The organism is Archangium sp., assembly GCF_036277355.1.
In the GTDB taxonomy this organism is placed as follows: Bacteria; Myxococcota; Myxococcia; order Myxococcales; family Myxococcaceae; genus Archangium.
This window is the reverse complement of the sequence record NZ_DASUNC010000177.1, coordinates 55783-80663: the sequence shown is the minus strand read 5'-3', so window position 1 is coordinate 80663 and position 24881 is coordinate 55783. Positions and strand designations below refer to the sequence as shown.

Annotated in this window: 19 protein-coding genes and 1 tRNA gene; 11 read left to right on the top strand and 9 right to left on the bottom strand. The window is 71.1% G+C overall.

Annotated features, from left to right (window positions below):
• Positions 1-36 precede the first annotated feature (36 nt).
• From VFZ09_RS44695 to VFZ09_RS44685, 3 genes are read left to right on the top strand one after another with little or no spacing between them, the layout of a single operon-like run.
• Positions 37-276 (top strand): hypothetical protein, encoded by a 240-nt coding sequence (locus VFZ09_RS44695; RefSeq protein WP_329733950.1) that lies wholly within the window; start codon positions 37-39, stop codon positions 274-276.
• Between the two features lie 15 nt (positions 277-291).
• Positions 292-966, top strand: coding sequence for a response regulator transcription factor (locus tag VFZ09_RS44690; protein ID WP_329733949.1), 675 nt, complete (start codon positions 292-294; stop codon positions 964-966).
• A 14-nt stretch (positions 967-980) separates the two neighbouring features.
• The gene (locus VFZ09_RS44685) at positions 981-2378 is read left to right on the top strand and encodes a HAMP domain-containing sensor histidine kinase (protein WP_414640803.1); all 1398 of its coding nucleotides are present in this window, start codon (positions 981-983) and stop codon (positions 2376-2378) included.
• Positions 2379-2463: 85 nt separating this feature from the next.
• Here the strand turns inward: VFZ09_RS44685 and VFZ09_RS44680 are convergent, their stop codons facing one another.
• From VFZ09_RS44680 to VFZ09_RS44665, 4 genes are all read right to left on the bottom strand, one after another.
• A complete protein-coding gene (locus VFZ09_RS44680) occupies positions 2464-3282 on the bottom strand; it encodes a carboxypeptidase regulatory-like domain-containing protein (protein ID WP_329733948.1) in 819 nt (272 codons plus the stop codon).
• Positions 3283-3399: 117 nt separating this feature from the next.
• On the bottom strand, positions 3400-4326 hold the full coding sequence (locus VFZ09_RS44675) for an ABC transporter permease (RefSeq protein WP_329733947.1): 927 nt from the start codon (positions 4324-4326) through the stop codon (positions 3400-3402).
• A 7-nt stretch (positions 4327-4333) separates the two neighbouring features.
• On the bottom strand, positions 4334-5221 hold the full coding sequence (cyoE, locus tag VFZ09_RS44670) for a heme o synthase (protein ID WP_329733946.1): 888 nt from the start codon (positions 5219-5221) through the stop codon (positions 4334-4336).
• A 112-nt stretch (positions 5222-5333) separates the two neighbouring features.
• Positions 5334-7700 (bottom strand): tetratricopeptide repeat protein, encoded by a 2367-nt coding sequence (locus VFZ09_RS44665; protein ID WP_329733945.1) that lies wholly within the window; start codon positions 7698-7700, stop codon positions 5334-5336.
• Positions 7701-7879: 179 nt separating this feature from the next.
• On the opposite strand from VFZ09_RS44665, the gene VFZ09_RS44660 reads away from it, so the two are divergent.
• The 4 genes from VFZ09_RS44660 to VFZ09_RS44645 all read left to right on the top strand — a co-directional run bounded on the left by VFZ09_RS44660 (position 7880) and on the right by VFZ09_RS44645 (position 13352).
• Positions 7880-7955 (top strand) — tRNA-Ala (locus VFZ09_RS44660).
• Between the two features lie 95 nt (positions 7956-8050).
• Positions 8051-8665 carry a DUF2760 domain-containing protein gene (locus tag VFZ09_RS44655; protein ID WP_329733944.1) on the top strand — a complete coding sequence of 205 codons (615 nt, stop codon included), beginning with the start codon at positions 8051-8053 and terminating at the stop codon, positions 8663-8665.
• An 18-nt stretch (positions 8666-8683) separates the two neighbouring features.
• Positions 8684-10534, top strand: coding sequence for an Hsp70 family protein (locus VFZ09_RS44650; protein ID WP_329733943.1), 1851 nt, complete (start codon positions 8684-8686; stop codon positions 10532-10534).
• A gap of 40 nt (positions 10535-10574) precedes the next feature.
• On the top strand, positions 10575-13352 hold the full coding sequence (locus tag VFZ09_RS44645) for an Hsp70 family protein (protein ID WP_329733942.1): 2778 nt from the start codon (positions 10575-10577) through the stop codon (positions 13350-13352).
• Between the two features lie 156 nt (positions 13353-13508).
• Here the strand turns inward: VFZ09_RS44645 and VFZ09_RS44640 are convergent, their stop codons facing one another.
• The gene (locus VFZ09_RS44640) at positions 13509-14753 is read right to left on the bottom strand and encodes a type II CAAX prenyl endopeptidase Rce1 family protein (RefSeq protein WP_329733941.1); all 1245 of its coding nucleotides are present in this window, start codon (positions 14751-14753) and stop codon (positions 13509-13511) included.
• A 28-nt stretch (positions 14754-14781) separates the two neighbouring features.
• Between VFZ09_RS44640 and VFZ09_RS44635 the strand changes: the two genes are divergently transcribed.
• Positions 14782-15534, top strand: a complete 753-nt coding sequence (locus tag VFZ09_RS44635) for a DUF4184 family protein (RefSeq protein ID WP_329733940.1) — start codon at positions 14782-14784, stop codon at positions 15532-15534.
• Positions 15535-15601: 67 nt separating this feature from the next.
• Here VFZ09_RS44635 and VFZ09_RS44630 read toward each other — a convergent pair whose 3' ends face one another.
• The 3 genes from VFZ09_RS44630 to VFZ09_RS44620 form a co-directional block, all read right to left on the bottom strand.
• Positions 15602-16006, bottom strand: a complete 405-nt coding sequence (locus tag VFZ09_RS44630; protein WP_329733939.1) for a hypothetical protein — start codon at positions 16004-16006, stop codon at positions 15602-15604.
• A 231-nt stretch (positions 16007-16237) separates the two neighbouring features.
• Entirely contained in the window at positions 16238-18085 is a 1848-nt protein-coding gene (locus VFZ09_RS44625; protein ID WP_329733938.1) for a bifunctional UDP-sugar hydrolase/5'-nucleotidase, read from the bottom strand.
• 45 nt (positions 18086-18130) lie between these two features.
• On the bottom strand, positions 18131-19417 hold the full coding sequence (locus VFZ09_RS44620; RefSeq protein WP_329733937.1) for a myxosortase-dependent phytase-like phosphatase: 1287 nt from the start codon (positions 19415-19417) through the stop codon (positions 18131-18133).
• 67 nt (positions 19418-19484) lie between these two features.
• On the opposite strand from VFZ09_RS44620, the gene VFZ09_RS44615 reads away from it, so the two are divergent.
• Positions 19485-20849: an MFS transporter gene (locus VFZ09_RS44615; protein ID WP_329733936.1), complete on the top strand. Its 1365-nt coding sequence runs from the start codon at positions 19485-19487 to the stop codon at positions 20847-20849.
• A gap of 21 nt (positions 20850-20870) precedes the next feature.
• Here VFZ09_RS44615 and VFZ09_RS44610 read toward each other — a convergent pair whose 3' ends face one another.
• Entirely contained in the window at positions 20871-23630 is a 2760-nt protein-coding gene (locus VFZ09_RS44610; RefSeq protein ID WP_329733935.1) for a hypothetical protein, read from the bottom strand.
• Positions 23631-23709: 79 nt separating this feature from the next.
• Here VFZ09_RS44610 and VFZ09_RS44605 point away from each other — a divergent pair, with 79 nt between their 5' ends.
• Together VFZ09_RS44605 and VFZ09_RS44600 are read left to right on the top strand one after the other, a co-directional pair.
• Positions 23710-23886 carry a hypothetical protein gene (locus VFZ09_RS44605; RefSeq protein WP_329733934.1) on the top strand — a complete coding sequence of 59 codons (177 nt, stop codon included), beginning with the start codon at positions 23710-23712 and terminating at the stop codon, positions 23884-23886.
• 60 nt (positions 23887-23946) lie between these two features.
• Positions 23947-24738 (top strand): hypothetical protein, encoded by a 792-nt coding sequence (locus VFZ09_RS44600; protein WP_329733933.1) that lies wholly within the window; start codon positions 23947-23949, stop codon positions 24736-24738.
• Positions 24739-24881 lie beyond the last annotated feature (143 nt).

Below are 24881 nucleotides of genomic sequence, written 5' to 3'. Positions count from 1 at the left end.
GCACTCCTCCACCCGGAACCAGGAAAGGAACACACCATGCGCCGCCGCTTTCTCATCGCCCTGCTCGCCCTCGGCACCGTCGCGGGCTACTCCTCCGGCTTCGCCAGCCTCTACCGCTGGCACCGCTACGGTCACGCCTACGGTGGCCACTGCCGCCAGGGCCGGGCCTATGACGACGACTCCTTCCGCTCCGGCGCCCCGCGGTGGGCGCCCGCCCAGGCCCCGCAGGGTCCGCAGCCCCAGGCCCAGGCGCCCCAGGGTCCACAGGTGCAGTAGAGTCGGTGCTCTCCCATGGCCACCCGCGTCCTCCTCATCGATGATGACACCCGGATGTACGAGCTGCTCGCGCAGTACCTCGGGCAGAACGGCATCACCGTCACCCATGCACCCGATGGAGGACGCGGCCTGGCCGCGCTGGAGGCCAGCACCTACGACGCCGTGCTGCTGGACGTGATGATGCCCGGCATGGACGGGCTCGAGGTGTGCCGGCGCATCCGCGCGAAGAGCACCCTGCCCGTCATCATGCTCACCGCGCGCGGCGACGAGACGGACCGCGTGGTGGGCCTGGAGCTCGGCGCGGATGACTACCTGGCCAAGCCCTTCAGCCCTCGCGAGCTGCTCGCGCGCCTGAGGGCCGTGCTGCGGCGCGCCCAGCCCGCGGCCGTGGCCGAGAAGCTGGAGTCCAGTGGCGTCTCCATCGACGTGTCGGCCCGGGAAGTGCGCACGGGCGGCAAGCTGGTGGAGCTCACCGGGCTCGAGTTCGATCTCCTGGTGGCCCTGGTGCGGCGGGCCGGGCGCGTCATTCCCCGCGATGCACTGCTCGGCGAGGCCGGCCGGAGCGACACCGTGGTGGGCGAGCGCACCGTGGACGTGCACATCTCCCACCTGCGGCAGAAGCTGGGAGACGAGGGCAACCGCCTCATCAAGACGGTGCGCGGCGTGGGCTACCTCTTCACCAAGGAGTGACCATGAGAGGGCCCATGAGACGCCACCCGCACGGGCACCCGGTCCACCCCCTGCACAGGCTCCGGGCCGGGCACCGCTACGGGCCCATGAGCCGGTTGGGGCACTTCATCCGCGCCCGGCTGCGCCGCCGGCTCTTCGTCTGGTTCGGCGTCTCCATCCTCACCACCGGCCTGGTGGTGGGCACGGTGATGAGCGTGATGGGCGGGTTGATGGGGGATGGCTCCTGGCGCCAGGAGGCCACTCGCGCACGCACCTTCATCAACAACCGCCTCGTCGAGGTGTGGGACGATCCGGTGCGCCGGGACGCGCTCGTGCGCTCCATCTCCGAGGACCTGCTCGTCAGCGTGGAGCTGCGGGATGCCTCCGGAGCACTGCTGTCTCGGGCCGGTGAGCCCTGCCCTCCCCATGCGGAGATGTCCGTACCGGTGGAGCGTGGCGGGGTGAGGCTCGGCACGGCGAACGCCTGCTACGGACACACCCGGCCCCGGGGAGCGCCCTGGCGCGGGCCGATGGTGCTGATTCTCGCCGGGACCACGCTGTGGATGGCCTCGGGGTGGCTCGCCCGGAGGTTGTCGCGGCCGCTGGACACGCTGGCGCGGGCGGCGCAGGAGCTGGGCGAGGGCAAGCTGGACACGCGCGTGCATCTGGGCCGCTACGCCACCGGCGAGATGTCCGTGCTGGCCGACGCCTTCAACGAGATGGCCACACGCGTCGAGCGGCAGATGGCGGATCAGCGCGAGCTGCTGGCCGCAGTGTCCCATGAGCTGCGCACGCCCCTGGCGCACATGCGGGTGCTCGTGGAGTTGATGCGCGACGCGGGAGGCTCGGAGCAGACGGCGGACCAGATGGAGCGCGAGGTGGTGGAGCTGGACGCGCTGGTGGGCGAGCTGCTCGCGAGCTCGCGGCTGGACTTCGGCCAGCTGACGCCCCGGGAGCTGGACGGGAAGGACCTGGCGGCACGGGCACTGGAGCGTACGGGGCTGCCCGCGGAGGCACTGTCCGTGGAGCTGCCCGAGGCGAAGCTGACGGGAGACGCCACGCTGCTGGGGCGCGCGCTGGCCAACCTGCTGGACAACGCACGCAAGCACGGCCAGGGGGTGGAGGCACTGCGGCTGCTCGAGCGGGACGGACAGCTCGCCTTCTGCGTGGACGACCGCGGCCCGGGGCTGCAGCCCGGCGAGGAGACGCGCATCTTCGCGCCCTTCTACCGGAAGGACCGGGGCGGCGAGGCCCGGGAGGCGGGCTCGCTGGGACTGGGGCTGGCGCTGGTGCAGCGAATCGCCCGGGCGCACGGTGGCGACACCTTCGCGGAGAACCGTCCGGGAGGAGGCGCCCGGGTGGGCTTCACCGTGAAACGCGAGGGCCCCGCCGCGACCCAGCACCCACCGGCATCCTCTCGCGTCCAGACGTAGACACCGCCACTCCCTCTCCCCTCGGGAGAGGGCGGGGGTGAGGGTATCCGGGCCCCGGGTTCCCACCGGAGCCCCGGACCCGTGCCTACTTCACCCCGCCGGAAGCCGTGCCCTTGGCGTCCTCGGAGGAGAACTCGAAGGAGGCCGTCACCGTCTCCCCTTCCTTGACGGACACCTCGGCCGTCTTGGTCCCGAGCGTCTCGTGCCAGGCCTCGAGGGTATAGGTGCCCGCGGGCAGGTGCTCGATGGAGAAGGCGCCATCCGAGCCCGAGGTGGCGAAGTACGGATTCGGATTCACCACCACCCAGGCGGCCATCCACGGGTGGATGTCACACTTGAGGCGGATGACCTCGGCATCGGCGGGCAGGGGGCGGGGCACGGCCTTGGCGTTGGGAGGCTGGGCCACGTTGAAGACGGTCTTCGTGCCATTCAGCGCACGCGCGTTGTGCAACGTGCCGTCGCCGTTCTTGATGAACACCTGCTGCCCGGCGGTGACGCCCTGCACGCGCGGGGTATAGGAGCACTTCTGCTGGTCGATGAGCGCGGGCTCGCCTGGGCGCGAGTGGGGCACCAGGCCGCGCACGCGCACGAGCACGTTGGCCAGCTTGCCGTCCGTCACCAGGACGGACTGCTCCTTCAGCGCCATGCCATCACAGGCGGGATCATCACTGGGCTTGATGGAGGCGGGCGTGGGGGGAGCGCCCTTGAAGGCGATGGTGCCCTTCACGGTGCCGCCACCGGTGGCGGGCGGAGCGGGCGCTGGGGCGGGAGCCTCGGCCCTGGGCGCGGGAGCGGGGGCCTTGGCCACGGGAGCGGCCGGAGGGGCCTCGTGCTTCTGGCAGGCCGGCACGGCGGCGAGTCCCACCGCACCGAGCACCGCGACGCCCAGCGTACGCAACTTCATGTGAACACTCCCTCGTGTCGCCGACGCGTATCGGGTCGCGCACAGCGGCCAGATGTCATGGGGACCCCTCGTAACAGAAGAGAGGTCGCGGAACCAACGGAACAACAGCTATTCCGGCTATTCGCGTCTACTAACGCTCAAAGCGGCGAGCCCCAGGAAGACGGTGGCGAACACCAGCAGCACGGGCACCTCGAGACCCGCGCCAGAAGAAGCGGTGCCCACGGCGAGCGAGGCCTCGGCGCCATACAACGCGCGCCGCACGCCCTCGACGGAGAAGCGCATGGGGTTGAGGCGCATCACCCACGCCAACAGCGGCCCGGCCCCCTTGAGGGGAAACATCGCACCGGAGAGCACCCACATGGGCAGCAGGACGATGCTCATCACCGCGTGGTAGCCGGCGGTGGAGCGCACCCACCAGGCCAGGGCGATGCCCATGCCGGTGAGGCCCAGGGCGGAGAGCACCATCACCGTCAGCAGCAGCGGCACATCCAGGGTGGCGGCCTTCACTCCGGCCATGGGGGCGAAGAGGAGGAAGAGCGAGGCCTGCAGCAGCGCGATGGCCGAGGAGCCCAGGGCCTTGCCCAGCACCACCGCCAGGCGCGAGCCCGGCCCGGCGAGCACCGACTGGAGGAAGCCCTCGCGCCGGTCCTCGATGACGGAGATGGTGGCGAAGATGGCGCTGAAGAGCACCACCATGGTGACGACACCCGGGAAGGAGAAGCGCTGGTAGTCCAGGCCCTGCGCGCCCTCGACGCGGAAGGAGCCGGCGAAGCCCGCGCCGATGACGAACCAGAAGAGGATGGGCTGGGCGAGCGCGCCCACAATCCGGCTGGGCTGTCGGAAGAAGCGCACCACGTCGCGCGCCAGCAGCACGCGCACGGTGGACCACTGGAGCGCGAGCCCGCCCGGCGCACGCTCCTCGGTGAAGGCGGGAGTGTCTTCGCCCGCGCCCACCGCGAGGTTCAGCCCCTCGAGCGCCACGCGCGCCTTGAAGCGCCGGGTGAGGCCGTCGAGCTGCAGCAGGGGCACCGCGGAGTGCATCATCCTCGAATCAACCGTGTCCCCCGCTGTCGAGCATCAGCGCGGCGAAGAGGCCGGCCAGGTACAGCAGGCTGAACAGGAACGTCTGACGGGCCCAGGGCCTTCCCAGGCTCCGGAAGAGCCCGGTCGCCCCCAGTCCGAGGAAGGACAGGCCCAGCACCACCGCGGCCGCCAGGTACCACGCCCCGGCGATGCGCAGCTGGAAGGGCAGCAGCGTCATGGGCACCAGCGCCACCAGGTAGAGGACGATCTGCAGCCGGCTGGAGTCCTCCCCGCGCTCCAGCGCCACGGTCTTGAGGCCGGCCGCCGCGTACTCGTCCTTGCGGAACAGGCCGATCGCGATGGTGTGCGGGATCTGCCACAGGAAGAGGATGGCGAAGAGGACGTAGCCGCCCGCGTCGATCTGTCCCGTGACGGCCGTCCAGCCCATGAGTGGAGGCAGCGCGCCGGGCACCGCGCCCACCAGCATGGAGGCGGACGTCCGCGCCTTGAGCGGCGTGTACGCGAGCACGTAGCTGAGCAGCGCCACCAGGCCCAGGCCCGCGGTGAGCAGGTTGGCGCCCAGCGCGAGCGCCGGCAGGGACAGGGCCGCCAGGGCCAGCCCGAAGCCCAGCGCCACGCCCGGCTCCATGCGCCCCGAGGGCAGCGGACGGTTGCGGGTGCGCGCCATGAAGCGATCGCTCTCCCGCTCCCAGTAGCAATTGAGCGCGTTGGCGGCGCCCACCGTGCCCGCGGTGGCCAGCAGCGTCACGAGGATGCGCGGCACCGTCAGCTCGCCGGGCGCCAGCCACATGCCGCCCGCGGCGGTGGCGATCACCAGCCCGGACAGCCTCGGCTTGGTGAGGGACAGCAGATCCGAAGCGAAGCTCGACTGATGACTCACGGCACGCGCGCTCACGGCTGACTCCCTTACACAGAGGGGAGTCGCACTTCAAGCAAACGGGCGCGGGATTTTCACCATCCCCGCGCCCGTCGACATCAGCACCGCTTGTCGGAAGCGGCAGTCCGGCTCACAACGCGCCGGCCTGCGCCACGTACTCGCCCTTGGGCGCGCACGTGATGTACTGCTGCGCCAGCGGCTTGGCCTTGGTGGCCTGCTTCGGGTCCTTCTTCAGGAACGCCGCGTAGAAGTAGTAGGCCGGGCAGTAGTTCTCGTCCGCGTTGAGCGCCTTCTGGTACGTCTCGTCGGCCTTGGCGGGGTCGCCCTTGCCCTCGAAGACGCGCGCCAGCTCGAGCAGCGCGGTGGCGTTGCGGTCCGGCTGGCCGATGAACTCGGTGCTCGCCTTCTCCAGCGACTCCTGGGCCATCGTCCACTCGCCCCGCTCGCGGAAGATGGTGCCCATGGCCAGGCGGGCCTCGGGGTTCTTCGCGTTCGGCTCCTTCACCGAGCGCTTGTACGCGTCGATCGCCTCGTTGAGCTTGTTCTGCTTGCGGTAGGCGTTGCCCAGCATGGTGAGCAGCTTGGGGCTGTCACCCATGGTCTTGATGGCGGTGACGAGGGCCTCGGCGGCCTCCTTCTCGCCGCCCTGCTTGCCCATGAGGGCCTTGGACAGCTCCACGTAGAACTGGGCGCGCGTGGGATCGATCTTGATGGCCTTGCGGATCTCCTCGGCGGCCTTGTCGTACTCGTTCTCGGAGAGCAGCCGGCGGCCCTTGATGAGCGACAGCTCGGGGCTGGCCTTGTCCAGCGTGAAGCCCGTCTCCTCGGCCTTGGTCAGCTCCTGGCGCGCCTTCTCCTTGTCGGTGGGCACCCCGGTGGCCTCGGCCAGCTTGGCCTGCTCCTCGGGCTTGAGCTTCTCCATGGACGCGGACACGCGCGAGATGAGCAGCGAGCGCGCCAGGTTGGCCGCCGCGAGCTGACGCGGCGACGGAGGCGGATCGGCATCCAGCAGCTTCTTGATCATCACCGCGGCCAGCCCGAAGTTGGCCTCGTCCTGCTCGAGCATCAGCAGGGACTTGCCGAGCAGGGACTCGTGGTGGTCCTTCTCGTAGCGCAGCGCGAAGTCGTAGTTCTTCCAGGCGATGGCGTCCTGGCCGAGCCGGCGGTACGCGGCACCCAGCGCGGCGTAGATGCGCGGATCATCCGGAGACAGGCCCTGGGCCTTCTCCAGGTTGTCCTTGGCGCGGTCCAGGTCACCCGCGTTCATCTGGATGAGGCCGAGCGTGAGGTACAGCAGCGAGCTGCGCTTGCCCTCCTCGTCGAACTTCTTGACGCGGCCCTCGAGCTCGCCGAGCGCGTCCTTGCCCTTGCCACCGTACGTCTTGATGAGCGCCTCGGCGGCGTACAGGTGCGAGCTGATCTCCCCGCTCTTCTTGGCGGAGGCCAGGTGCTCCTCGGCGCGCTTGCGGGCGTCGTCGCCGCCGCCGTGCTCACCCCAGCGGATGGCGTAGGCGTAGGCCAGGTAGCCGTGGGCGGCGGTGGAGGTGTCGTCCACCTCGAGCGCCTTGTCGGCCGCCTCGCAGGCCTTCTTGTAGGAGGCGAACGAGTCGTGCTTGAGCTGCTCGGTGGCGGCGTCGAGCTGCTTCTTGATCTCCCGGTTGCGCTGGGCGGCCATGCGCCCCTGCCAGAAGTAGCCACCCAGGATGAGGGGGACGGCGATCACCAGGCCGAGGGTGATGAACCTGGCGCTGCCGCCGCCCTTCTTGCGCGACTTGCGAGGCGCGTCGTCGTCATCGACGTCATCGTCCTCGTCGACCACGACGGGCGCGGCGCGGCGGGCCGGGGCGCTGGCGGGCTTCTCGGCGCGGGCCTTGGGACGCGGAGCCTCCTCCTCATCCTGCTCGGCGGCCACCGGACGCCTGCGGGCGGCGGCGGGAGCCGGAGCGGGCTCGGCGGCGGGAGCGGGCGCGGCGGCCATGGGAGCCGGAGCGGCCACGGGCGCGGCGACAGGCGCCGGAGCGGCGACGGGGGCCGGAGCGGCCACGGGCGCCGGAGCGGGCGCGGCGGCCTGGGGCGGCTGCACCTGATACTGCTGCATGGCCGCGAGCGTCTCGGCGTCCGCGGGGTCCGCGGCGTAGGCCTTGAGAAGGTTGGCCTTGCCGGCCTCGCCCTCTCCGGTCTTCAGCTGCAGCGTCCCCGCCATGCGCAGCGAGGCCTTGTCGGTGGGCTGCACCTGAAGGGCGCCGAGCACCTCTTCCAGGGCCTTCTTGTCCTTGCCCTGCTCCGCGTACACGCGGCCCAGGAGGAGACGAGGATCCGCGCGATCAGGGTGGGCCTTCACCCCTTTCTTGCAGACGACCATGGCCTCCATGAAGCGACCTGCGGCCAGGTACGCCTCGGCCAGCGGCTTGTACGCGTCGGAGGAGGGATCCGAAGCAAACGCTTGCTCCAGCTTCGTAATCTCGGCCGGGCTCAACTTCGATGAGGGAGTAGACATTCCGATGGGAAGCGCCTGATGGGAGGGGGTTCTTATGACACCCCGAGTTGCCGCGCGTCAATCGCGCAAGAGGCCCGGAAGATTCCCGGCTTGACACGTGGAATAGGGTCCTGTATCTGCCCGTTCGTCTTTCGGCGGCGGAGAAAAAGCCCCGCCGGTTGGCACACATAGTTGGTTGCGGGGGTGTAGCTCAGTTGGGAGAGCGTCGCGTTCGCAATGCGAAGGTCGTCGGTTCGATCCCGTCCACCTCCACCATGCAACAGGGAAGGGCCTCACTGGAAACAGTGAGGCCCTTTTCATTTGGCCTACGAGTGAATTGAAAAGCTCCGGGGGTCTGTTATCCGGAGCCGATGACCGACCAGCCTTCGCTCTCGTTCTTCGCTCGTTTCTGGCTCGCGTTCTTGTGCTTCTGGCGGATCTGGGCCAACCCGGCGTTCGCCCGGGCGGTCCTCCCCCTGCAGCAGGCGGACGCGGCGGGCGAGCTCCCGGCAGGAAAGCCGATCACCGAGCAGCCCGCTGGACAGCCCGTTCCGGAAAAAGCGCCGGAAAAGAAGGAGCCGGTTGCCGCGCTGCCCCCCGAGCGGGAGCACGCCCCGGCCCTCCAGTTCCTCGCCATGCTGCAGCGCGAGGGGCGCCTCATCGACTTCCTCCAGGAGGACGTGGCGTCGTTCCCGGACGCGGACGTGGGCGCCGCGGCCCGCATCGTCCACGAGGGGTGCCGCAAGGTGCTGCGCCAGTACCTCACGCTGGAGCCGGTGCTGCCCCAGTCCGAGGGCGACCGGGTGAACGTGCCCGCGGGCTTCGATGCCCAGCGCATCCGCCTCACCGGCAACGTGGCGGGCCAGCCTCCCTATACGGGGGCGCTCAAGCACCACGGGTGGATGACCACGGCCGTGAAATTCCCGTCCACCAGCGCGGCGATGGATCCCCGGGTGCTGTCGCCCGCTGAAGTCGAGCTGTCCTGACACCAGATTGGAGCGCATATGGCCCGATACGCGATTGGAATCGACCTCGGCACCACGCACTCCGCGGTCTCCTACTTCAACCTGGAGGAGGCGAAGGCGCGCGGCGCGGCGCAGTCCATGCTGCCCATCCCGCAGCTGATAGCACCCGGTACCGTGGAGGCGCGGACGCTGCTGCCCTCGTTCCTCTACCTGCCCGGCGGCCAGGAGTTCCCCCAGGGGAGCCTGGCACTGCCGTGGAACCCGGCGGCCACGAGCATCGCCGGGGAGTTCGCCCGCGTGCACGGCGCCAAGGTGCCCACCCGGCTGGTGTCCTCGGCGAAGAGCTGGCTGAGCCACCCCGGAGTGGACCGGCGCGGCGCGCTGCTCCCCTGGCAGGCCCCCGAGGAGGTGCAGCGGGTGTCCCCGGTGGAGGCCTCCACGCGCTACCTGCGCCACCTGCGCGAGGCGTGGGACCACACCTTCGCCCGGTCGAAGGAGGACGCCGGCAACGCCATGGCCGCGCAGGACGTCATCATCACCGTCCCGGCCTCCTTCGACGCCGCCGCGCGGGATTTGACGCTCGAGGCCGCGAAGGCCGCGGGCCTGGAGAACATCATCCTCCTGGAGGAGCCGCAGGCGGCGCTCTACGCCTGGCTGGAGGCGCAGGGCGAGGCCTTCCGCAAGCGCGTGAAGGTGGGCGAGGTCATCCTGGTGGTGGACGTGGGCGGCGGCACCACGGACTTCTCGCTCATCACCGTGCGAGACCGCGCGGGCGACGTGGAGCTCACCCGCGTGGCGGTGGGCGACCACATCCTCCTGGGCGGCGACAACATGGACCTGGCGCTGGCGCACACGCTCAACCAGCGCCTCACCGCCGAGGGCAAGAAGCTCGACGCGTGGCAGTTCAACGCCCTCACCTATGGCTGCCGCATGGCCAAGGAGACGCTGTACGGCGATCCGTCCATGGCCAAGGCGCCCATCGCGATTCCGGGCCGCGGCTCGTCGCTCATCGGCGGCACGCTGCGCACGGAGCTGGCCCGCGAGGACCTGGACCGCGTCCTCACCGATGGTTTCTTCCCGCCCTCCCCCGTCGCGGAGCTGCCGCGCGTGGCCCGGCGCACCGGTCTCGCGCAGATGGCCCTGCCGTACGCGCAGGACCCGGCGGTGACGAAGCACCTCGCCGCCTTCCTCACCCGGCAGGCCCAGGCGCTGGCCAGCTCGCCGGACTCGCCGGTGAACGTGGGCGGCAAGTCCTTCATCCACCCCACCGCCGTGCTCTTCAACGGCGGCGTCTTCAAGGCGGGCCCGCTCAAGGCCCGGGTGATGGAGGTGCTCAACGCGTGGCTCACCGCGGACGGTGGCCAGCCGGCCCAGGAGCTCGCGGGCGCGGACCTGGACCTGTCCGTGGCGCGCGGCGCGGCCTATTACGGTTGGGTGCGGCAGGGCCATGGGTTGCGCATCCGCGGCGGCACGGCGCGCGCCTACTACGTGGGCGTGGAGACGGCCATGCCCGCCGTGCCCGGCATGGAGCCCCCGGTGAAGGCGCTGTGCGTGGCCCCCTTCGGCATGGAGGAGGGCACCCAGGCGGACGTGCCTCCGCAGGAGTTCGGCCTCGTCACCGGCGAGCCCACCCGCTTCCGCTTCTTCGCCTCGTCCGTGCGGCGAGACGACAAGGTGGGCGTCCTGGTGGACGACGTGGACAGTGCCGAGTTCGAGGAGCTCGCCCCCATCGAGACGACGCTCCCGGGCACGCCCACGCCCTTCGGGGACCTCACCCCCGTCAACCTCCAGGCCGCCGTCACCGAGGTGGGCACGCTGGAATTGCGGTGCCTGCAGAAGGACGGCCCCGGCAAGTGGAAGCTGGAGCTCAACGTCCGCATGAAGGAGTAGAAGGAGCCCCGCGCGGCCCGGGAGGGCCGCCCGCACGCCTATGCACATCGTCGGCATCGACCTCGGAACCACGCACTGCGCCGTTGCCTCGGTGGACCCCGCGAAGGGGCCCACCGCTCCCGTGGAGGACTTCCCCGTCCCCCAACTGGTGCGCCAGGGCGAGGTGAGCCCGCGGCCCCTGCTGCCCTCGTGTGTCTACGTGCCCGCCGGCCATGAGCTCGCCGCCGGCTCGCTCCGCCTGCCCTGGGGCGACAGCGGCTCGCAGGTGGTGGGCGAGCTCGCCCGCTGGCAGGGGGCTCGGGTGCCGGGCCGGGTGGTGACGTCCGCGAAGAGCTGGCTGTGCCACCCGGGCGTGGACCGTTCCGCTCCCATCCTCCCGTGGGGCGCTCCGGCGGACGTGGCGAAGCTGTCCCCGGTGGAGGCCAGTGCCCTGCTGCTCCAGCACATGGCCCAGGCGTGGAACCACGCCCACCCCGAGGCCCCGCTGGCACAACAGGAGGTGGTCATCACCGTGCCCGCCTCCTTCGACGAGGCGGCCCGCGCCCTCACGGTGAGCGCCGCGCGCAAGGCGGGCCTGGAGAAGTTCACCCTGCTGGAGGAGCCGCAGGCGGCCTTCTACGACTACACCGCGCGCCACCGGAAGGATCTGGCGCAGTCGCTGGAGGGCGTGCGGCTGGTGCTGGTGGTGGACGTGGGCGGCGGCACCACGGACTTCACCCTGGTGCACGCGGGCGTGTCCCCCGAGGGCCCCATGCTGCGGCGGCTCGCGGTGGGCGAGCACCTCATGCTCGGCGGCGACAACATGGACGCCGCGCTCGCCAAACGCGTGGAGGAGAAGCTCTTCCCGGATGGCAACCGGCGCCTGTCCGCCACCCAGTGGACCCAGGCCATCCAGGCGGCTCGCACCGCCAAGGAGGCCCTGCTCGGCAACAATCCTCCCGAGCGCTATGGCGTGTCACTCGTCTCCGAGGGCAGCCGGCTACTGGGCGGCTCGCTGTCCACGGAGCTCACGCGCGAGGAGGCGGAGCGCCTCGTCATGGACGGCTTCTTCCCGCGCTCGGGTGCGCAGGAGCGGCCGCGGCGCGTGTCGCGCATGGCGCTGCAGGAGTTGGGACTGCCATACGCGCAGGACGCGGCCATCACCCGGCACCTGGCGGCCTTCCTCGCGCAGCACGCGGCGGCGGGCTTCGCGGCCCTGGGAGAGACGGCCCCCGTGGAAGGCGCCCTGCCCCGCCCCGACGCCATCCTGCTCAACGGAGGTGTCTTCAACTCGCCCCAGTTGTCCGCTCGGCTGGTTGAGGCGGTGAGCGCGTGGTGGCCGGGAGCTCCGCGCATCCGGCTGCTGAAGCACGAGTCGCTGGAGCTGGCGGTGGCGCGCGGCGCGGCGTACTACGGGCTGGTGCGGCGCGGGCACGGCCTGAAGATCGGCGGCGGCGCGGCGCGTGCGTACTACGTGGCCCTGCAGCGGCCGGCGGACAGCTCGGAGCAGCCGGTGCTGTGCCTCATCCCCCGAGGCTTCGAGGAGGGCAACCAGGTCGACATCGGCGAGCGCTCCTTCACGCTGACGCTGGGGCGGCCGGTGCAGTTCACGCTGTACTCCACCACGAGCGACCGCATCGACAAACCGGGCGACGTGGTGCCGCTGATGGAGGAGCTGAAGCCGCTGCCGCCCATCCACACGGTGCTCAAGGGCGCCGCGGGGAAGACGGCGGAGGTGCCGGTGCACCTGCAGGCGGGGCTCACGGAGATTGGGACGCTGGAGCTGTTCGCCGTGTCGAACGTGGCGGACGAGCGCTGGCGCCTGGAGTTCGAGCTGCGGGGCACGAGCGGCGAGCGGGAGCTGACCGTCACCGAGTCCATGCCGGCGCGCTTCGCCGAGGCGAAGGAGAACGCCGAGCGGGTGTACGGCAACAAGCCGCTGCCCATTGGCCCCAAGGACGTGAAGCAGCTGTCGCGCACGCTGGAGAAGGTGCTGGGCCCGCGCGAGACGTGGCGGGTGCCGGTGCTGCGCGAGCTGTGGAGCACGCTGTTCGCGGGGGCCTCCAAGCGGCGGCGCACGGCGGACCACGAGCGCGTCTTCTACAGCCTGACGGGCTACACGCTGCGGCCGGGCTTCGGCTACCCGCTGGACCATTGGCGGGCGGAGCAGACGTTCACGCTGTTCGAGCCGCTGGTGCAGCACCACACCGAGAAGTCGGTGTGGATCGAGTTCTGGGTGATGTGGCGGCGCATCGCGGGCGGCCTGAGCGAGGCGCAGCAGCGGAAGCTCTACGACTACCTGAAGCCGCACCTGGCGAGGAAGGTGCCGCTGGACGCGCCGCAACCCCCGGGCAAGCTCAAGGGCATCCAGCCCGAGGGCCTGGACGAGATGGTGCGCACGGCAGCGTCGCTGGAGCACCTGGAGCCGGGAGACAAGGCGGAGTTCGGCGGGTGGGTGGCAGCGCGGCTGAAGGCGGAGAACAAGAGCGGCGGCCCGTGGGCGTGGGCACTGGGACGGCTGGGCGCGCGAGTGCCCCTCTACGGCAGCAGCCACAAGGTGGTGGACGTGGAGGTGGCGGAGGCCTGGCTGTCGCTGCTGCTGGAACTGGACCTCAAGCGCATCGACGGGGCGCCGTTCGCGGCGGCACAACTGGCGCGGCTGACGGGAGACCGCATGCGGGACATCAGCCCCGAGCTGCGAGCGAAGACAGCCCAGGCGCTGCGAGCGGCGAAGGCAGCGGACACATGGGTGCGGATGGTGACGGAAGTGGTGGCGCTCGAGGAGGCGGATGAAGCGCGAGCGCTCGGCGACACCCTGCCCGCGGGCCTGCGTCTGTAGCCACCAACATCCGGACGTCACTCGATCCCCACTGCCCCCTACTTCCCCTCTCCCCTCGGGAGAGGAGCCCCCCGTCGTTCAAAGGGGGGGCAAGCCCCCCGGGGTGAGGGTATCTGGCCCCCGGGTTGCCCCCGTGCCCCCCTCCGTGTGAACCGTTCAAGGAGCCGGAGGCCGAGCTCCAGTGATCTTCTCGAGCAACCCTGATCTCTGGAGCCAGATCATCAACGTGAAGTTGATGGTGTTGAACGCCGCATGCGCCAGCATGACGGAGGGCAGGCGGAAGCGGCGGACGAAGACGAAGACGAAGCCGAAGTAGGCCCCGAGCACGGCGGTCTGCGCGACGGCGAGGGTGCCTTCGTAGAAGTGTCCCAGCCCGAAGAGCGCGGCCGAGAGCAACACCGCGGCGGGCCAGTTCCCCAGAAGCACCTTCAGCCTCGGCACGAGGAAGCCCCGGAAGGCGAGCTCCTCGAAGCCCGCCACGAGCACCATCGCCATGGCGAAGACCGGCACGCTGAGCCCCATCTCCACCAGTCCAGTGGCCACCTCCTTGCGAGCCAAGAGCTCTTTGTCGGAGAGCTTCAAGAGAACCCCCAGCAAGGCGAGCGGAATGGAGGCGGCGATGTTGGCGACATACGCCCCCACGAGAACGGGAATGGAGAGGAGGATCTCCCGCCCCAGCCCCTCGCGAACGAACCCGAGCTGAGCCGGCCCCTGCCCGTCCCTCCAGAGCAACAGCCCCACGAGCAGACTCACCCCGAGCGCACGAAGGCACAGCCACAGAATCGCGCCGGGCTTCTTGAAGGGGGTGGTATTCGGCGCGGGTCCGACGGGGACCGTCACCTCGCTCATCTCACCCTTGCGCTGGACGATGAACCGCATCTCGGTGCTGGCCCCGTCTCCCGCCGTCCGGATGCGCTCCTGGAATTCCTCCTCGGGATCCGATGAGGACAACATCTGACCATCCACCCCGAGGATCCGGTCTCCCACCTCCAGGCGGCCGTCCGCTGGCGCTCCCCGCACCACATGGGTGAGTTCCACCACCTTCGACACGTCCTGCCCATCCCCCGCCACGGAGACCTCCGTGTGCCGGACACCGAGCCGGGGAGGCGGCGCAACGCCCTCTCCTCCGAGCCATCCACCCGCCATGGAAGCCCCGAGCGCCAGCCCGAAGAGAAGGACAGTGCCCACCGCGCGGGGCACCTGGCCCGCGCGCCAGTCCTCCCAGGGGCGCAGGAGCACAAGCCCCCAGGCGGCCAGGAGGCAGGTGACGGCGAGGCGCGGCACCAGGTCGAGCACGGCGAGCGAGCCCGGAATGAACACGGTGACGAGCACGAGCGCCGCTTCGGACAGCGCCCGGCGGCGGGAAGGAGCGTTCTGGAGCAACTGAGCGTCGTTGGACACGCGCCCAAGCTACTATCATCCGTGACGAATGCCCCTCACCTTGCCCGCCCATGCCGCGGCGATCCTGCCCCTGTGCCGGTTCCGCGGGCTTCCCCCGGCCGCGCTCGTGGTGGGGGCCAGCGTGCCCGACCTCGCGTACCTGTTCGGAATGGGCTCGCGCAGCTCCCACACTCCGGAGGGACTGCTGCGCTTCAGCCTGCCCGTGGGCTTGCTCCTCTGGGTGTGGCTGGAGGCGCTGGTGCTCCCGGTGCTGCACCGCACGCTGCCCGCCGTGGGCGGTGTCCAGTGGGGCCGCTTCCTCCTCACCCGAGGACTCCCCCGGGGCGCGCGGGCCTGGGCCCTGGCGATCCTCGCGGTGGGGCTCGGCGCGGCCACCCACGCCATCTGGGACAGCTTCACCCACCGCTACCGCTGGCCCTCGAGCGTGCTCTACCCCGACAACCCCCTCACGCTGGGCCCCTGGGAGCTGCCGCTCGCCACGTGGCTGCAGCACGGCTCGTCGGTGGTGGGCTCGCTGGTGGTGCTGGGATTCCTGGTGCGCCACTACCCGCACCTGCCCGAAGCCCCGGGTGGCCGCTGGCGCGACTTCCTCCGGGTGCTGCTGCCCACCGTCGCATTCGGAGCCGTGCTGCTCGGACCGAGGCTGGCGCATGCCCCGCCGTCAGGACCGATTGATCTGCAGCTGAAGTGGGTGCTGTGGCACGTGCTCGACGGAGTCCTCGCCGGACTCACCCTGGGCTGCGTGCTGGCCCGACGCCGGGCCGCGCCAGCCCCTGGGTAGATCCCTCCATCCAGGGTCGAAGCGAAGCGCTCCGCCCCTCGGAGGGACACAGCCAGGCTGGATCAGTTCAGCCCCGCGAGGCGACGGCGACCGGAGCCTCTTCCTCGGCGGAAGCGGCGGCCGGAGCCGGCACCACCTGGAGGTTGGGCGCGACGGCCGCGGGAGCCTCGGCCACCACGTTCATCGTCTCGGTGGCCTTGTCATCCTTGGGCTTGCGCGTCCCCGCGCCCGAGCGGCACCCACGGCACCAGGGCTGGTTGCGGATGGCGCCGTCCGCCATCTTGCGCAGACCGAACTGCGCGAGCGGCTTGAGCGTGCGGCACTTCAGGCACATCAGCGAAATGAGCACCTCGTGCCCGTCGGCATCGTAGACCGCCGACTTGCGCCGCTTGCGCGGCTGCCCCGGCTCGCGCGCCGTCTTGGCCTCCTTCGAGGCCGGTGGCGGCATCATCGGGGTAACCTTGTAAAGCATGTGTGTCCCTCCCAGCCGGCGGGCCGCGATCGGTGCCTTCCAAGGCTCCTCGGATCACGGCGCGCCTCCCCTAGACTAAGGAGGAAAACGGTCGTTGGAAACTGATCCCAGGCCGATTTTTCGGCCCAGGATGGGATCTGCCCGGATCTCGGCCACTTGCGCGCGCTCCCGGGGGAGGCGCAATCGCGCCCGAGCCGATTTTCCGGCCCGCGCGCGATTCCGGGCCCGTTGTCAAGGGCGCTCGGAACGGGCCCCAGCGGCGTCCTTGGAGGGGCACGCCACGCCCTCGTCCACGAAGCTGATGCGGCCTGTAGCGGGCGCGGAGAGGGCCGTCCCCCGGCCCTTCCACCAGGTGGCGAGCCCGTCCCGGAGGATCACCTCGCGGTCGCTGCCCAGGTCGATGCGCTCGGCGGGCAGCTGCGACAGGACCGGGGCCAGCCCGGCGGCACCGCGCGCGAGGAAGTCCGGCATGACCACCCGGTAGAGGCGGCCGGACTCGAGCGGCTTGCCATTGGCCAGGGTCACGTCGCGCAGGCGCTCGGGGCCGGGGCAGCGGGAGAGCTTCACCTTCAACCCGGACTGCTGGAAGACGCCGGAGCCCGAGCCATAGGCGGCAGTCAGCAGGCGCCGCAGCTCGTCGCCGTTGACGGTGACGATGGACACCGTGTTGTCGAACGGCAACACCTCATAGAGGTCACCATAGGTGAGCGCACCGGCCTTCAGGTTGGCGCGCAGGCCGCCGGAGTTGAGCAGCGCGACGTCCACCTTCTCCATCTCCCGCAGCGCGTCCGTGAGGACATCGCCGAGCGCGCTCTCGGCCTCGTAGTTGCGGCCCAGGGGCGCGGTGACGGTGACGCCGAGGGACTGGCGCTGCACCTCCTCCACGCGGGCGAGCGCGGGGGCCACCAGCGCCTCCACCGCCTTGTCCGGCTCCACGGGGCCCCCGAGGAACGTGGCGGGCACCAGCCGCGCCGAGGCCCCCACGTCCTTCAGCTGGCGCGGATCACAACTTCCACGCGTCGCCTCCACCTGGCCACACACCGGAATGGCGGCCTGGATGCGGGTGCTCGCGGGCACCACCTCGCGGCTCGCCGGGTCCACGAAGAGCTCCACCACGCCGAAGGAGCGGCCCAGGCCCGAGGTGGAGAGGATGGGCACGTCCTTGAAGAAGTGGCCCATGGGCTGGTGGGTGTGGCCGGCGAAGACGGCGTCCAGGGTGCCCGCGGGCAGCGCCTCGACGAGCTCCAGGATCTCCGCATCCGAGCGATCACAGCTCGAGGTGTCGCGCGGGTTGGAGAGGTCCGTGCACTTGCCACCCGCGTGGGCCAGGCCCACCACCACCTCGGCGCCCTGGGCCCGCAGGCGCTTCGCGGCCTCCAGCGTGGTGGGCAGCATGGGCTCGAAGCGCAGGGAAGCCACGTGGGTGGGGTTGGCGATGCGCGGGGTGCTCGGAGTGGTGAGGCCCACGATGCCCACCTTCACGCCCTTGAGCGTCACCAGCAGCGTGCCGTCATTGCCGAGCCACGCGGGAGGCTGGCCGGAGGCGGCGTCGCGCACGTTGACGGTGAGCAGCGGGAAGCGCGCCTGGCGGATGCGCGCGGTGAGCGCTCCGACGGCGTCCTCGCCCGGCCCGGGCACCGCGCGGGGGCCCACCGGCCCGTAGTCGAACTCGTGGTTGCCGAGCGCCGCGGCCGTGTAGCCCAGCTGGTTGTAGACGTCGATGACGGCGGCGCCCTCGGTGAGGTTGGAGGCGAGCGTGCCCTGGAAGAGGTCTCCCGCGTCGAGCAGCAGCACCCCGCCCGGGTTGTCCGCGCGCAGCCGGGCCACGTAGCCGGCGAAGACGGCCGCCCCCCCCTGCTCCACCTCGAGCCCACCGGGCAGCGAGGTCTTCTGGGGCATCAGCCAGCCGTGGAAGTCATTGGTGGCCACCAGGGTGAGCCGCACGGGCTCGGCGGGCGCCTGGAGGGCCTGGGAGGAAGGAGAGGACGTCTGGGCGGACGGCTCGGCGGGACGCGGAGCACTGGCGCACCCGGCGGCCACGAGGGCCACCAGCGCGAAGAGGAGTCGGGAGGAATACATGCGGGCGGCGAGTTGAGCCCAGCCGCCCCCCGCAGGCAACCCGCATCAGGCCCTGGGACGGCGGCGCGAGAGCAGCAGCACGCCCGCCAGCACGAGCAGCACCGAGCCTGGCACGGACACCGAGGAGCAGTAGCAATGGAGGCCATTGCCGTCGCCCGGCGGCAACCCGCCCGGAGTGCCCAACGGAGGGACGTCGGGGCGAGTTCCCCCACCCCCTCCATCCTCCGTCCCGGCGTCCGGCGTGCCTCCATCCGTGGACGTGGTGGGATTGCCCGTGTCCACGACGAGCGGCGTCGTGAAGCCGGTGGCGATGGCCTGCCACGGGACGAGCTTGAAGTTCTCGTTGCCGCCCGGGGTGTTGGTGCTGTCGTGCACGGCCACCATGCCCAGCGGGAAGCCCGTCAGGGCCCGGTTGGTCACCACCACGTGGCGCGGACGATCCACCGCGTCGATTCCACCGTCCTGGGCCACGGTGAAGCTGCCCCGGAACGTGTGGGCGGAGGGCTGCCGCTCGTAGATGCGCACCGCGTTCGCGCCCCCGCTCACCGCCAGCAGGTAGCCTCGGACTCCGGACGCCGTGTAGAGGGCCACGCCTCCCAGGGGGGCGTCGAGCCCGCCTCCGGTGATGCCATCCACCAGGACCCGGGCATCCCCCGCGTCGGGCTCGGCGCCGTACTGCCAGATGCCACTGCCCTGCTCGACGACGTAGAGCGTGCGCTGGGCATCGTCGACGGCCAGGCCCACCACGGAGTCCCCCACGTCGAAGGTGCGCACCGGGGTGACTCCGACGCCGCCATCCCCCACCTGGCCGGTGAGCTCGTACTGCGCGACAACGCCGGTGGCACTCCCGGCGAAGGCGAAGAAGCGCCCGGTGGTGGGGCTCACGTACAGGGCCACGCTGTTGGGCACGAAGCCCGAGGTGGTGATGGGGGACAGCCCCGCGCCGCGCAGTCCGAGCGTCGTGGGATCGATGAGGTAGGCCACGAGCGCCTGGATGCTCGGGTTGGCCACCATCACCAGGGACTGGGAGATGCCCGTCACCTGGACGTTCTCCTGCACGTCCACGCCCGCGGCCACGCCGTCGGAGGACAGGGAGAACAGCAGGGCGCCGGTGGTCCGGAAGGCGAGCAGCCCGACCTGGTTGTCCGCCACGAGGAGCAGACTGTTGGCCGGGTCCGTGGGGTGCATCCACAGGGCCGCGCCCTGCACCACGGTCCCGGTGCCGAGCACCTGCGCCGTCTCCAGCGTGGGCGGCACCGCGATGCTCTGCTGGGCCAGCGCGGGCAGGCCGGCGAGAAGGACGGCCACGCTGAGAAGTGTGCGGAAACGCACGAAGGCCTCCTGGGCGATATTCGAGGCAACGGGTTGGCCACGCCCGCCTGCCCGCGCAAGGAGGGACGTGCCGGAGACGTTCACCCGCGAGCGCATCCCCCGGGGCTCCGGTATCCTCCTGGACATGCACACCGGTGAGGGGGACACCCAGGGACTCGCGGGCGACCGCGGCGAGGCGGCACTTCCGGCTCTAGGGGCGCTGCCCTGGTGGAAGGAGCCCTCGAGGGAGCAATGGCGGACGTTCCTGGCGGCCTGGGTGGGCTGGGTGCTGGATGCCTTCGACTTCACCATCTACCTGCTGGTGATGCCGGAGATGGCCAAGGAGTTCGGCGTCGGCGTGACGGTGCTGGCGGGCTCCATCACGCTCACGCTGCTGGTGCGGCTGGTGGGCGGAGTGGCAGCGGGAGCGGTGGCGGACCGGTGGGGCCGCAAGCTGCCGCTGATGCTCTCCATCGTCTGGCTCGCGCTGTGTGACGGCGCGGTGGCACTGGCGCCCTCCATCACCTGGGTGCTGGTGCTGCGCACGCTGTTCGGCTTCGGCATGGGCGCCGAGTGGACGAGCGGCGCCACGCTGGCCATGGAGAACTGGCCCGAGCGCAGCCGGGGCATCGCCTCGGGCATCCTGCACGGAGGCTGGGCCGTGGGCTACCTGCTGGCCGCGGTGGTGTCCGGCGTCGTGGTGCCGCTGTGGGGCTGGCGGGCGCTCTTCGTCATCGCCGCGGTGCCGGCGCTGCTGGTGCTGCCCATCCGCTACGGCGTGCCGGAGAGCTTCGATCCCGAGAAGGCCCTCGCCGAGCGGCGCGCCCGGCCCTCGCAAGGGCTCAGGGATCCGGTGCTGCTGACGCGGCTCGCGTGGGGCTCGCTGGTGATGGCGTGCAACTTCGGGGGCTACTACGGGCTCACCAGCCTCTACCCGGTGCTGCTGAAGACGGAGCTGGGGATGAGCATCCAGGGCGTGTCGGTGCTGGTGACGCTCGTCAACGTGGGCATGCTGCTGGGGACGGCGATGTGCGGGATGCTGGCCTCGCGGCTGGGCGTGGCGAAGGCGGTGGCCATCGCCGCGTTCGGCATGCTGCCCTTCCTGCCGCTCTACGTGGGCACGGTGCCCGGGCTGATGTGGCTGGGCGCCTTCGCGGGCGGCTTCTTCGGCGCGGCCCCTCCGGGCATCGCCCCACTGCTGCTCACCTCGCTCTTCCCAGCGAGCATCCGAGGCAAGTGCGTGGGGCTCGTCTTCCACGTGGGCGCCTTCGTGGCGGCCTTCATCCCCACCGGCATGGCGGCGCTCGTCGAGCACGCCGGCTTCACCCATGCCCAGGTCATCATGACGGTGGGCGGCGTGTGCCTGGTGGCCATGGCCCTGGCGCTCTCGCTGCGCCCCAGGGCCACGCTGGACGAGGCCCCCTCCGAGGCCCCCTCGCCCCTGCACGGGTGAGAGGGCCCCGCGCCACCGCCGCTACTTCGGGATGAGGGTGAAGGCGATGTTCTTCATGTCGATGCCGGGCCCGCGGATGCGCAGCGTGCCCTCCACCCGGGTGATGTCCTGGTTGGACGGATCCACCTGCGTGACGGCGCCCACCACCTCCGAGGCATCCGCCACGCTGGTACCGAAGAGCGGCATCGCGAAGGGCTGCATCCGCCACCGGTCCCCATCCACCCGCGCCCAGACCTGCTGACGCTGCTGGCTCCCCGCGCCCTGGGGAAGGATCGTCAGGGTGAGCGCACCCGGACGGGAGGGCTCGGCCGTCTCGAGCACGAAGTCCACGGGGGTGATGCCGCCGCGCCCCGGAACCTGGACCGTCATGCGCATCGCCCGGGGCCAGGTGCCCGCGGCCGGCTTCGCGACGGTGAACTCACTCCCGAGCTCGCCCCAGAGCGCGCCTCCGGAGAGGAACGGCAGACCCGGCAGCACCCGGAAGCGGTAGCGGGCCCCCTGCGCGAGCGGCGCCGCCGGCACGAACGTGAGCCGTCCGCCCTGGACCTCCACCGCGCCGGACACGCGATTGCCGAGCGCGTCCTCCAGCACCACGTACTCCGCCGCCACCTCGGCGGCCGGCTTCCCCTGCGAGTCATCCACCGGGTCCGCGAAGGCCACGGACGGGCGCACGTCCGGGTAGACGCCCTCGTCGCTGTCGATGTCCGGCCAGATGCCCAGCGGCGCCCCACCCTTCGGCGTCAGCTCGCGCAGGAAGGCCAGGAGATCCGCGCGCTCCTCGGCGCTGAGCGGCACCTTCACGTAGTCGATCGCCACATCCAGGGCGGCCTCCAGGCTCCGGGCCTTCGCGCCCACGAAGTAGATGCCGTGACGGTAGGTGCCCAGGAGCGTGGGGATGTCGGCCGGCTCACCGGACTTGCCCTGCGTGACATACCCGCGTGACGTGTACAGCGGCGGCGTGTGGCAGCCAGAGCAGGAGGCCTTGCCCTCGAAGAGCTCTTTTCCGCGCAGGGCGGCCTCGGTGTAGCTGCCGTCCAGCCGGGTGTGGCCCGTGGCCCTGGGGGCGCCGAGCAGCGAGCCCAGGAAGGCCTGGAGGCCGAGCGCCTCCTCGGGCGTGGCCGGACGCGACACGATGGACCCGGGTCCCTGGTAGCCGAAGTTGGCGGAGCTGGAGACGTAGGCGCCCCACTCCAGCGGCGTGGTGGCATCCAGCAGTTGCAGCGGCCGCACGTTGTGCCAGACAGCCGGTCCGAAGCGCCACACCATGCCGTCGTTCTGCGTCTCCACATGGCAGCTCGAGCAGGAGTGATTCGCCGCGAAACTCCCACCGGGCCGGGTGAAGACGCGCTCACCGAGCGCCACGCTCGCGGGACGCGGATCCTCCGCGAGCTGCACCTTCTGGAACACCGTCCCGTCCGCGCGCAGCACCCACAGCTCGAAGCTCTGGTAGCAGTGCACGGCCACCGTGCCCGCGGCATCCACCGCCACCAGCTGCCGGGCGCCCGGACCCACCGCGACCCGGGCCTTCTCGGCGAGCGTGTTCCGGTCGAGTGCCACCACCACGTCCGACGACTCGGAGGAGACCCACAGCGTGTCCCCCACCGCGAGCACTCCGGCGGGATTGACCACGGGACCTCCGGAGCCCGCCTGGCGCGTCAGGTCCGCGCGCCGCAGCACGCTCGGCACCGCGGCGTCCGCGTCCACCACCACCACCTCGTGCACGAAGGGCTTCGCCGTGGCGTCCGCCTGCGAGGGCTCGGGGTCTCCATCGGTCGCGGCGACGTACAGCTCGGTATCGTCCGCGGAGAGCGCCAGGGCCCGCAGATCGGCGGAGACTCCCTCCACGGTGGCGATCGTCGTCAGCGACGCGGTGTCGACGACCGAGATGTCCTTGTCATCCCCCGGCCCGTACGTGCCGCGCGTGTCCTTGACGCGGTTGCCGGAGCGGTACGAGGCCACGAAGAGCCGCCGGCCATCCGCGGAGAGCGCCAGGGCGCGAGGATCGAACCCCACCTCCACATGCGCCACGACCTCGCGCACCGCGAGGTCCACCACCGCCACCCGGCGCTGCGTGGCCAGCGACACGTACAGCCGCCGGGCATCCGGAGAGAGGGCCAGACCGGAGGGCTCGTCCCCCACCCACAGGGAGTCCACGAGCACGCCGCGCGCCCGGTCGATGAAGCCCACGGTGTCGCCGCCGCGATGGGCGACGAGCACATAGGGCAGCGGCTCGCGCCAGGCCAGCGCCGAGGGCCACGCGCCCACCGTCACCTCGCCATGCTTGCGCCAGTACGTGCCGTCCACCCGCGCGAGGCGGCTCACCGTGTAGGACGCACCGTTCGCGGTCCACAGCTCCTCCCCGACGCGCAACACGCCGGAGAGGGGCGTCAGGGAGTGGTTGCGGAAGCGCTCGGCCGGAGAGCGGGCCACGACGTGGAGCGGCACCTCGGAGTTGCGCAGCTCGCCCAGCCGGAGGACGTAGTCCCCGGGCACATCGGGGGTGAAGCGCGGCTCGGGAGCGCCCCGCGTGTAGGCGGTGTTGCGGCTGCTCTCGGGAGCGGAGACGACCTGCCACTCCAGGGTGGAGGGACACTGCGCGTCCTGCTTCAGCCGGGGCAGGTAGAAGGTCTCGCCCAGGGTGTGGGAACGCGGGTTCTGCAACGGAAGCAGCGCCTCGGTGCAAACGGGCTCCGGGGCTGGATCCGGCTCGTCACGGCACGCACTGGCCGACAGCAGCAGCACCGACGCGGAACAGAGGAGGAGGAAACGGTTGGGTCTCATGGGGCCCCGGCATAGAGGCCCCACCGTCGCGGAGCAACCCCCATGCGCTCGCCAGGAGCCGCACGCCAGGATGGTTCCCATGTCGCGAATGTTGAGAATGACGACGTGGGCGCAGGTGCGGGCCGAGCTCGATGCACTGAAACCCCACCTCGCCTACGGCCCGTGCGACAAGCGCGAGGACGAGGCGCTGCACGCCATGCACCTCGCCGACCCTCTGTGCGCGGTGCAACGGTCTCCGGCCCCTCACGCGGCGTGAGACGGGTGACACGGCCCGTCGAGCCCCGGGACTGTCAGGGGCGGTGATAGGCTGTCCGGCATGGCCAGCAACATGTCGTGCATCGGCATCACCGCGAGGGATCCGCAGGACTTCGGGCGCCGCATGTCGTTGCTGCTGGAGCGCAGCGAGCCCGCCGGGAAGTGGGGAGCCCACGAGCTGCGCGTCTGGACGGACGCGAGTGGCGCCAGCGTCAGCTTCGTGGTGTCGGAGGACGGAGTGGAGTGCGCCACCCCGGGCTTCCGCGCGCGGACCCGGCTCCAGGCGCGCGCGACACGGTTCGCCAACGATCCGGATTGCCGCTTCTGCGATCCGCTGCTCGTGGAGATCGTGGACGCGAAGGGAGAGCTCTTCTACCCGTTGGCCACGCAGCTCGATGACCTGCTGCTCACGCGCGAGCGGGTGAGCGAGGGGGCCCTGCTCGAGCTGGGCCTGTGCGCCTTCGCCCGAGGCATCGAGGTCTGGGCGGACGAGGCGGCCTTCACCCAGGCGCAGGAGAACGAGGAGGTGAAGTTCGCCGCCGAGTCCCTCATTCCCTCCGGGCTGTTCTCACCGGAGGGAGAGGAGCTGCCCGAGGCGGCCGAGGCCTTCCTCACGGGCCGGGTGCTGGAGGCCGGACTGCGAGAGAACGTCATGACCGGGGAGACGTTCCAGCACGCCATCGTGCGGACACTGGGAGGGAGCTACGACGTGCTCGCCTCGCCGCGGGAGCTGACGGCCCCCCTGGAGCCCGGAAACATCATCCAGGGTGAGTTCTGGCTGGTGGGGAGGGTGACGTCTGGCCTCATCGAAGCGCCTCTGCCCGGGATGACACACCGGCGCTTCCGCGCCTGAGCGTCCGCGCCGCCGAGCGGATATCCTGCGCGGTGAGGAGCTCGCATGGCGAACGGTCACAGGGGACGAGGCAGCACGGGGCGGTCCGATGAGACACGCATTGCCCCCGTGGAAGAAGACGAGCGAACGCCCCCACCCCGGGC